Genomic DNA, 9,892 nt, shown 5'->3' on the forward strand with positions numbered 1-9,892 from the left:
GTCGCGTTCACGCGCCCCAGGGGGCGCTCCACTTCGGGAGGGATACGACCGCGCGAAGGATCCTGCACCTCCCGCGGCGGTGAGCACACGAGCACAGAACGGCGGCTCAGTGCCAGGTCGTGATCTCCACGACGCCGGGCTTGTACTCGAAGTGCCAGGGCTCGTAGTTCCCCATGCCACCCCGCTGCGCCCACGGCGGGTTCTCCCACCCGTAGGCGGGCCCGTTCTCCCACAGCCACCCGTAGACCTCGCTGGAGCGGTACTCGTCGCCGCACAGGTCGATGGCGAGCCCCCACCCGTGCATGGAGGTGCCGGGCGTGGCGGCGAGGTAGCCGCGGCTGGCCTTGACGGCGTACTGGGAGGAGATGGAGCGGTAGCTGTCGACGAGGCACAGGTCGCGGCCGAAACGGACGCGGAACGCCTCGTTGAGGGCGCTGAGCGCGACGGCGGCGTCGGCGCGCAGCTTCTCCCCGGGCTGCCAGATGTCGCAGAGCGAGTGGTCGGCCAGGCTGCCGTTGCCGCCGTCGATGGACGCCCCGGCGTCGCACCCGGGCAGGGGGCTGCGCTCGGCGGTCCGGCTGGCGGCGGACGCCTCGACGCGCACGTCGCGCGGTGCGGCGGCGATGCCCTGGGAGGTGCGGGGGGTGTCGACGCCCTGCTCGAGGAGCGCCAGCGTGGAGGGGCCCGCGGGCTGGGTGTCGAGGTCGAACGGGGTGCCGCCGTGGGCCTGGTCGTCGGTGACGAGGGGGGCGGCGATGGTCGCGGCGGCGAGCGAGCCGAGGACGGTCAGCCGGGTGACCCAGGCGTGGCCGGCGGGGGCGGCGTGCCGTCCCTCGGAGCGGTCGCCGCGTGCGGTGGAAGCACGCTTGCGGGGCTTCTTGCCGGCCCGGGCGAGCTCGGCCTCCCGGATCTCGCGACGGGAGCGCGGCGCGGCTGCGTCACCCTGCGACGTCGCCTCCACGGCACCTCCGCGCTCGTGCCCCGGCGCGGCCACCGTGGCCGCCCGAGGAGTCCGGACCTGAACACGGACCGCCCGTCACCGCGTGCCCGCCACGCGCCGTACGACCGATCCGTCACGGAACCATAACGGGGTCGGGCTCCCCCGCCAAGTCCCCGTCCACAGCCGGTCGGGCCGGTCCCGCGGCCCCGTGCCGTGGGAAGGTGTCCACCCTGCTCATGCCCGGCGGGCGGACGGCGTCACGGCCGACGCTGCATGGCGTCGCGCACCTCGCCCACGAGCTCCTCGAGGATGTCCTCGAGGAAGACGACGCCGAGGACGCCGTCGGGCCCCTCGACGCGGGCCAGGTGCGCCCCGGAGCGCTGCATGGCGCGCAGCGCGTCCTCCACCTCGTCGGCCGGCCGCACGGACGCGAGCGCGCGCACGCGCCATGCCGGCACCGGGTCGAACCGGTCGCCGTTCGACGCGTACAGGACGTCCTTGAGGTGCAGGTAGCCGCGCAGGGCGTCGTCGTCGCCCCGCACGGGGAACCGGCTGAAGCCGGTGCGTGCGACGAGGTGCTCGACGTCGTCGGGCGTGGTGCGGGGGTCGACGGTGACCAGCTCGTCCACGGCCACCATGACGTCGCCGGCGGTGCGCGAGGAGAACTCGATGGCCCCGGCGAGCAGGCCCTGCTCGTCGCGGAGCACGCCCTCGGCCTGCGAGTGCTCGACGATCGACTGCACCTCCTGCGCCGTGAACGCGGAGGCCACCTCGTCCTTCGGCTCTACCCCCGCGAGCCGCACGGCGTGGTTCGCGACCCAGTTGAGCGCCGCGATCACCGGGCGCACGGCGCGGCCGAGCAGCACCAGCGGCGGCGCGAACCAGAGGGCGGCCGTCTCCGGGCCGGCGACGGCGAGGTTCTTGGGCACCATCTCACCGAGCACCACGTGCAGGTACACGACGATCGCCAGCGCGAGGACGAGCGAGACGGGGTGCAGCAGCGCCTCGGGGACCCCCAGGGCCTCGAACGGCACCTCGAGCAGGTGCGCGAGGGCGGGCTCGGCGACGATGCCCAGGCCGGTGGAGCACACGGTGACCCCGAGCTGCGCGCACGCGAGCATGAGGGAGACGTGCTCCATCGCCCACAGGGCGGTGCGGGCGCGCCGGTCGCCGGCCTCGGCCCGCGGCTCGATGGCGCTGCGGCGCGCGGAGATGACGGCGAACTCGGCGCCGACGAAGAACGCGTTGCCGGCGAGCAGCAGCACGCCGACCAGCAGGGCGGTCCCGGTGCTCATCGGCCCGCCTCCCCGCGCTCGTGCCCGGCCGGGTCGACGGCGAGCACGCGCAGCCGCTCGACGCGCCGCGCGTCCATCGCCTCCACGCGCAGCAGCACGCCGTCGGTCTCGATCTCGTCGCCCACCTCGGGCACCCTCCCCAGCTCCGCCATGACCAGGCCGCCGAGCGTCTCGTAGGCCGGGCCCTCGGGCACCACCAGGCCGGTGCGCTCCTCCAGCTCGTCGGGGCGCAGCACCCCGGGCACGACCCACGACCCGTCGGCGCCGCGCACCACCCCGGCGCGGCGCGGGTCGTGCTCGTCCGCGACGTCGCCCACGAGCTCCTCGACGACGTCCTCCAGCGTGACGATCCCCGACGTGCCCCCGTACTCGTCGACGACCACGGCCATCTGCAGGCCGAGGCCGCGCAGCTCGACCAGCAGCGGGCCGAGCCGGACCGTCTCCGGCACCCGGGGCGCGTCGACCATGAGGGCGGCGGCCGGCACCTCGCCACGCCGGTCGTGGGGCACGCCGACGGCGCGGCGCAGGTGGACGAGACCGACGACGTCGTCCCGGTCCTCGCCGATCACCGGGAACCGGGAGTGACCGGTGCGCCGGGCGAGGGCCACGACCTCGGCGGCCGTCGTGTCGCGCTCGACGACGGCCATCCGCATGCGGTCGGTCATGACGTCGCGCGCCGACAGCTCGTCGAGCTCGAGGGAGTTGGCCAGCAGGGTCGCGACCGACTGGTCGAGCGTGCCCTCCTGCGCCGAGCGCCGCACGAGCGACAGCAGCTCCGAGGACGACCGCGCGCCGGACAGCTCCTCGCGGGGCTCGACGCCGACGCGGCGCAGCAGCGCGTTGGCGGAGCCGTTGAGCACGGCGATGAGCGGCCGGAACAGCATGGTGAACACCCGCTGCACGGGGACGACCAGCCGCGCCGTCGCGTGCGGGGCGGAGAGCGCGAAGTTCTTCGGGATCAGCTCGCCGAAGAGCATCGAGAACGCGTTGACCACGACGAGCGCGAGGACCCCCGCGAGCACGCCGGCGACGCCGCGGCCGAGCGCCGTGGCCGCGAACGCCTCGGAGAACAGGGACAGGAGCGCCGGCTGGGCGGTGTAACCGAGCAGGATCGTGGTGATGGTGATGCCGACCTGGGCGGAGCTGAGCTCCGTGGACAGGTGCTTGAGCCCGGCACGCACGGCGCGGTCCCGTCGGTCCGACGGGCGCGCGGTGTCGCGGCCGGGCGACGGACTGTCGCCCTCCTCGTCGTCGGCCCCGAGCACGGCCGGGTCGAGGGTGACGAGGGAGAACTCGCTGGCGACGAACACGGCGGTGCCCGCGGTGAGCACCACGCCCAGCACGATCATGAGGACGTCGCCTAGCACGGGCGGCTCCCGGTCGTGCGGGGCGGCACCGCGAGGTGGCGGGGCGGCGGGGTGGCCAGGCGGGACGGCGCGGGCGACCCCGCGCGATATCGGCTCTCGTCCATCGTGCTCCGATGCTATCGGGACGGAGCCGGCGGGCGAGTCGGCGTCCGCGCGGGAGAGCCCCGGACAGCGTGTACTCAGCGCTCCCCCAGGGAGCCGGTGCAAGATGGCACCATGACCACCGCGACCCCTCCGAGCACCCCGGGCACCTCGGGCACGTCGGGCCAGCAGAACGCCACCGTGCTCGTCGTCGAGGACGAGCCCGCGATCGCGGCCGCCATCGCCCAGCGCCTGTCCGCCGAGGGCTGGCGGGTCGAGGTGGCGCGCGACGGCCTCGCCGGCGTCGACGCCGCCTCCCGCCTGAACCCGGACGCCATCGTGCTGGACGTCATGCTTCCCGGCATCGACGGGCTCGAGGTCACCCGCCGCATCCAGGCGGAGAACCCGATCCCGATCCTCATGCTCACGGCGCGCGACGACGAGACCGACATGCTGGTCGGCCTCGGCGTCGGCGCCGACGACTACATGACCAAGCCGTTCTCCATGCGCGAGCTGGTGGCGCGCGTCAAGGCCCTGCTGCGGCGCGTGGAGCGCGCGCAGCAGGCCGCGGTGACGACCCCGGCCGACCCGCCCATGGTCATGGGCGACGTCACGATCGACCGGGCCCAGCGCCGCGTGCACCGCGCCGGCGACGAGGTGCACCTGACGCCGACCGAGTTCGAGCTCCTGGTCATGCTCGCCAGCTCGCCCAAGACCGTCCAGACGCGCGAGCGCCTGCTCGCCGAGGTGTGGGACTGGGCGGACGCCAGCGGCACCCGCACCGTCGACTCCCACATCAAGGCGCTGCGCCGCAAGCTCGGGCCGGACCTCATCCGGACCGTGCACGGCGTCGGGTACGCGTTCGAGCCGCCGGAGGCCTGATGGACCCCGCCCCCGGCGCCGACGACGCCGGGCCGGCCGCGCCGCGGCGCAAGGAGCACCACCGGCTGCCCGACGTCCGACCGCTGGACCCCCTGCGCTCGCTCAAGACCAAGCTCGGCGTGCTGGTCGTGGCGACGGTGACGTTCGCCGTCCTCATCACGTGGATCGGCCTGCAGAACGAGCTGGGCCCCACGCGCACGCTGCCCCTGGCGATCTTCCTGTCCCTGGTCATCGTGCAGCTCCTCGCGCGCGGCATGACGTCGCCGCTGCGGGACATGACGGCGGCCGTGCAGGCGATGGCCGCCGGGGACTACTCGATCCGGGTGCGCGCCACGAGCCGCGACGAGGTGGGTCACCTCGCCGAGGCGTTCAACGTCATGGCCGCCGACCTCGACGCCTCCGACCGCGTGCGGCGCGAGCTCATCGCGAACGTGTCGCACGAGCTGCGCACCCCGGTCGCGGCGTTGCAGGCCCAGCTCGAGAACATGGTGGACGGCGTCACCGAGCCCACGCCGTCGGCCCTCGAGCTGTCGCTGGAGCAGACGGAGCGCCTCACCCGCCTGGTCACGTACCTGCTCGACCTGTCGCGCGTGGAGGCCGGCGCGTCCGCGCTGGTGCTCAGCGAGTTCTCGGTGGGCGACTTCCTCGAGGAGTCCGCGCAGGCGATGTCGATGGTCGACGCGGCGAAGGGTCTCAGCTACGTCGTCGACGTCACGCCCCCGGACCTCGCGCTGGAGGCCGACGTGGAGCGGCTGCGCCAGGTGGTCACCAACCTGCTGCAGAACGCGATCCGGCACTCGCCGCACGGCGGCACGGTGCGGCTCGACGCCTACCCGGTGGACGACGACGTCGTCCTCGAGGTGAGCGACGAGGGTCCCGGCATCGCGCCCGAGGACCGCGGGCGCATCTTCGAGCGGTTCGCGAGCGGGGCGGCCGCCGGACGGCCCCATGCCGCGCCACCGTCCGGCATGGCGAGCGGCGGTACCGGCATCGGCCTCGCCATCGTCCGCTGGGCGGTCGACCTGCACGGCGGGCACGTGGAGGTCGCCGACACCGACCGCGGCGCGACGATGCGCGTGACGCTCCCCGCGCAGGCCCGCCCCGCCCCCGGCGTCACGACCGAGCCCTCGGACTGATCCCGCCGCGCCCTCCCCCGGGTGACGTTGGTCACACTCGTCCGTCACAGGACGGCCCGCGTGGTGCGGACATGACGTCGGAACACGGAGTCATCGGGTCGACCCGAGGAGCCGTTGCCCACCGCATTACCGGACGGTCACGATGCCGCGTCGCGAGCCCGGGAACGGCCGTCTGACGCCACTCGGCCTCCCCGGTCGGACGGCCCGGAGGACGTAGGCTGGGACCTGCGCACCGGCGCTGTCGGGCGCATTTCCGGTCGAACGAGTTGCAACTGTGTGAAAGTGGGCGATCCGCGCGTGGTGTCCCCGAAGGACGGGTCAGAGTCGATCAGCGTGGCGAGCGCGTTCGGAGCCAACGAATGGCTCGTCGACGAGCTCTACGAGCAGTACCTGAAGGACAAGAACGCGGTGGACCCCGCGTGGTGGGACTTCTTCGCCGACTACGAGCCGGGTGAGACCAACGGCGCCACCGCGGACGCGGCCCCGGCGCAGCCCGCGGCTCCGGCGCAGCCCCAGGCCCCGGCACAGCCCGCGGCTCCGGCGCAGCAGGCCGCCCCGGCACAGGCCCCGGCCCCCGCGGCCCCGGCCGGCCGGTCGGGCACCGCCGCCGCCGAGACGGCGAAGGCCGAGCGCAAGGCCGCGAAGCCGGCCCCGCTGCCGGCGGACCCCGAGGTGAGCGCCGTCCGCCCGGTCGCCGAGGCCCAGCCCTCGACCGCGCCCTATGCGGAGGTCGCGAAGTCCGCACCGAAGGCCACCGAGGACGAGGCCACCGACGACGTGCAGAAGCTGCGCGGCCCCGCCGCCCGCGTCGTCACCAACATGGAGGCCTCGATCGAGGTCCCGACCGCGACGTCGGTGCGCGCCGTGCCCGCCAAGCTCATGGTGGACAACCGCATCGTCATCAACAACCACCTCGCGCGCGGTCGCGGCGGCAAGATCTCGTTCACCCACCTCATCGGGTTCGCGCTCGTCGAGGCGCTGTCCGACATGCCGGTGATGAACGCGCACTACGAGAGCATCGACGGCAAGCCGCACGTCGTGCAGCCCGCCCACGTCGGCTTCGGCCTCGCGATCGACCTCGCCAAGCCCGACGGTTCGCGCCAGCTGCTGGTGCCCAGCGTCAAGAAGGCCGAGGAGCTCGACTTCGCCGGCTTCTGGGCCGCGTACGAGGACCTCGTGCGCAAGGCGCGCGGCGGCAAGCTCGGCATGGACGACTTCGCCGGCACCACGATCTCGCTGACCAACCCGGGCGGCATCGGCACCGTGCACTCCGTGCCGCGCCTCATGTCCGGGCAGGGCACGATCATCGGCGTCGGTGCCATGGACTACCCCGCGGAGTTCGCGGGCGCGTCCGAGGAGCAGCTCGCCCGCATGGGCATCTCGAAGGTCATGACGATCACGTCGACCTACGACCACCGCATCATCCAGGGCGCGCAGTCCGGCGAGTTCCTCAAGGTGCTCGCGAGCAAGCTGCTCGGCCTGGACGGCTTCTACGACCGCGTGTTCGCGGCCCTGCGCGTGCCGTACGAGCCCGTGCGCTGGGTGCGCGACAACACCGTGGACACCGACGTCGAGGCCGCCAAGCCGGCCCGGATCGCGGAGCTCATCCACTCCTACCGCTCGCGCGGCCACCTCATGGCGGAGACCGACCCCCTCGCCTACCGCCAGCGCAAGCACCCCGACCTGGACATCCAGAACCACGGCATGACGCTGTGGGACCTGGACCGCGCGTTCCCGACGGGCGGCTTCGGCGGCAAGACCAAGGACACCCTGCGCGACATCCTCGGCCTGCTGCGCGACTCGTACTGCCGCACGATCGGCGTCGAGTACATGCACATCGCCGACCCGGCCCAGCGCAAGTGGCTCCAGGAGCGGCTCGAGTCGGGCTACGCCCGCACCCCGCGCGAGGACCAGCTGCGCATCCTGCGCAAGCTGAACTCCGCCGAGGCGTTCGAGACGTTCCTGCAGACCAAGTACGTCGGCCAGAAGCGGTTCTCGCTCGAGGGCGGCGAGTCGGTCATCCCGCTGCTCGACGCGATCCTGTCGCGCGCCGCCGAGGGCGGGCTCGACGAGGTCGGCATCGGCATGGCGCACCGCGGCCGCCTCAACGTGCTGGCGAACATCGCGGGCAAGAGCTACGGCCAGATCTTCAAGGAGTTCGAGGGCCAGCTCGACCCGAAGAGCGTGCAGGGCTCCGGCGACGTGAAGTACCACCTCGGCACCGAGGGCGTGTTCACCGCCGAGTCCGGCGCGACGACCAAGGTCTACCTGGCCGCGAACCCGTCCCACCTCGAGGCGGTCGACCCGGTGCTCGAGGGCATCGTGCGCGCCAAGCAGGACCGCATCGACCTGGGCGGCGACGGCTTCTCCGTGCTGCCGATCCTGCTGCACGGCGACGCGGCCTTCGCGGGCCAGGGCGTCGTGCCCGAGGTGCTCAACCTCGCGCAGCTGCGCGGGTACCGCACCGGCGGCACGATCCACGTGATCATCAACAACCAGGTGGGCTTCACCACCGGCCCGTCGTCGTCGCGCTCCACGACGTACGCGACCGACGTCGCCAAGGGCTACCAGATCCCCGTCTTCCACGTGAACGGCGACGACCCCGAGGCCTGCGTGCGCGTAGCCGAGCTGGCCTTCGCCTACCGCGAGCAGTTCGACCGCGACGTCATCATCGACATGGTCTGCTACCGCCGCCGCGGCCACAACGAGGGCGACGACCCGTCGATGACGCAGCCGCTGATGTACAACCTCATCGAGGCCAAGCAGTCGGTGCGCAAGCTGTACACGAAGAACCTCGTGGCGCGCGGCGACATCACGGTCGAGGAGGCCGAGCAGGCGCTGCAGGACTACCAGGCGCAGCTCGAGCGGGTCTTCACCGAGACCAAGTCGGCCGGCAAGGCCAGCACGCCGGACGGCGAGGACGAGATCCTCGGCCTCGAGCGCCCGGAGGCGCAGCGCGAGGGCGCCGGCGACATGGTCGGCTGGCAGACGGCCGTCCCGCACGCCGTGCTCGAGCGCGTGGGCGCCGTCCAGGTGTCCGCGCCCGAGGGCTTCACGGTGCACCCGAAGCTCGCCCAGATGCTGCAGAAGCGGCAGCTCATGGCGAAGGAGGGCGGCATCGACTGGGGCTTCGGCGAGCTCGCCGCGTTCGGGTCGCTGCTCATGGAGGGCACCCCGGTGCGCCTCGCCGGGCAGGACTCCCGCCGCGGCACCTTCGTCCAGCGCCACGCCGTGCTGCACGACCGCAACACGGGCGCCGAGTGGACCCCGCTGCTGTACCTGTCGGGCGACCAGGCGAAGTTCTGGGTGTACGACTCCTCGCTCAGCGAGTACGCGGCCCTCGGGTTCGAGTACGGCTACTCGGTCGAGCGCCCGGACGCCCTCGTGCTCTGGGAGGCGCAGTTCGGCGACTTCGTCAACGGCGCGCAGACGGTCATCGACGAGTTCATCTCGTCCGCCGAGCAGAAGTGGGGCCAGCACTCGTCGCTGGTCATGCTGCTGCCGCACGGCTACGAGGGCCAGGGGCCGGACCACTCGTCCGCCCGCATCGAGCGCTTCCTGCAGCTCGCGGCCGAGAACAACATGACGGTGGCGCAGCCGTCCACCCCGGCGTCGTACTTCCACCTGCTGCGCCAGCAGGCGTACGCCCGCCCGCGCCGCCCGCTGGTGGTGTTCACGCCGAAGCAGCTGCTGCGCCTCAAGGCGGCGGCCTCCAGCGTCGAGGACTTCACCACCGGCACCTTCGAGCCGGTGCTGCCGGACCCGACGGTGGACGCGGCGCAGGTCGACCGCGTGCTGCTGTGCACCGGCCGCGTGTACTACGACCTGCTCGCCGAGCGCACCAAGCGCCAGGACACCCGGACCGCCATCGTCCGCCTGGAGCAGCTCTACCCGTTCCCGGAGGAGCAGCTCCGCGCGCAGCTGGCGCAGTACCCGAACGCCGACGTCGTGTGGGTCCAGGACGAGCCGGAGAACCAGGGCGCCTGGTCCTTCCTGCACCTGGCGCTGCCGGACGACATGCCGCGCGTACGCGTCGCGTCCCGCCCCGCGTCGGCGTCGACCGCCGCCGGCACGGCCAAGCGGCACAAGGAGCAGCAGGAGGTCCTGGTCGCCCAGGCCTTCGACCGCTGACCCTGCCGAGGGAGTACTGATCTCGCCGAGGTAGTCCGAAGGGCGGGCCGCATCAGATGC

Annotated in this window: 6 protein-coding genes; 3 read left to right on the forward strand and 3 right to left on the reverse strand. The window is 73.2% G+C overall.

The features are described 5' to 3' along the window. Positions 1 to 106 precede the first annotated feature (106 nt). From ACFQ80_RS21975 to ACFQ80_RS21985, 3 genes are all read right to left on the reverse strand, one after another. On the reverse strand, positions 107 to 961 hold the full coding sequence (locus tag ACFQ80_RS21975) for a M15 family metallopeptidase (RefSeq protein WP_430565136.1): 855 nt from the start codon (positions 959 to 961) through the stop codon (positions 107 to 109). A 236-nt stretch (positions 962 to 1,197) separates the two neighbouring features. Then, positions 1,198 to 2,235, reverse strand: coding sequence for a hemolysin family protein (locus ACFQ80_RS21980; RefSeq protein WP_430552495.1), 1,038 nt, complete (start codon positions 2,233 to 2,235; stop codon positions 1,198 to 1,200). Further along, positions 2,232 to 3,602, reverse strand: a complete 1,371-nt coding sequence (locus ACFQ80_RS21985) for a hemolysin family protein (RefSeq protein ID WP_430565137.1) — start codon at positions 3,600 to 3,602, stop codon at positions 2,232 to 2,234. The genes ACFQ80_RS21980 and ACFQ80_RS21985 overlap by 4 nt, the downstream gene beginning before the upstream one ends. Positions 3,603 to 3,818: 216 nt before the next feature. On the opposite strand from ACFQ80_RS21985, the gene ACFQ80_RS21990 reads away from it, so the two are divergent. The 3 genes from ACFQ80_RS21990 to ACFQ80_RS22000 all read left to right on the forward strand — a co-directional run bounded on the left by ACFQ80_RS21990 (position 3,819) and on the right by ACFQ80_RS22000 (position 9,832). Continuing rightward, the gene (locus ACFQ80_RS21990; protein ID WP_430552497.1) at positions 3,819 to 4,565 is read left to right on the forward strand and encodes a response regulator transcription factor; all 747 of its coding nucleotides are present in this window, start codon (positions 3,819 to 3,821) and stop codon (positions 4,563 to 4,565) included. Then, the gene (locus ACFQ80_RS21995; protein ID WP_430552498.1) at positions 4,565 to 5,701 is read left to right on the forward strand and encodes a sensor histidine kinase; all 1,137 of its coding nucleotides are present in this window, start codon (positions 4,565 to 4,567) and stop codon (positions 5,699 to 5,701) included. Before ACFQ80_RS21990 ends, ACFQ80_RS21995 begins: the two co-directional genes overlap by 1 nt. A 333-nt stretch (positions 5,702 to 6,034) precedes the next feature. Continuing rightward, positions 6,035 to 9,832: a multifunctional oxoglutarate decarboxylase/oxoglutarate dehydrogenase thiamine pyrophosphate-binding subunit/dihydrolipoyllysine-residue succinyltransferase subunit gene (locus ACFQ80_RS22000; protein WP_430565138.1), complete on the forward strand. Its 3,798-nt coding sequence runs from the start codon at positions 6,035 to 6,037 to the stop codon at positions 9,830 to 9,832. The last annotated feature ends 60 nt before the right edge of the window (positions 9,833 to 9,892 follow it).

The sequence above is a fragment of the Isoptericola sp. NPDC056578 genome (assembly GCF_042793275.1).
In the GTDB taxonomy this organism is placed as follows: Bacteria; Actinomycetota; Actinomycetes; order Actinomycetales; family Cellulomonadaceae; genus Isoptericola.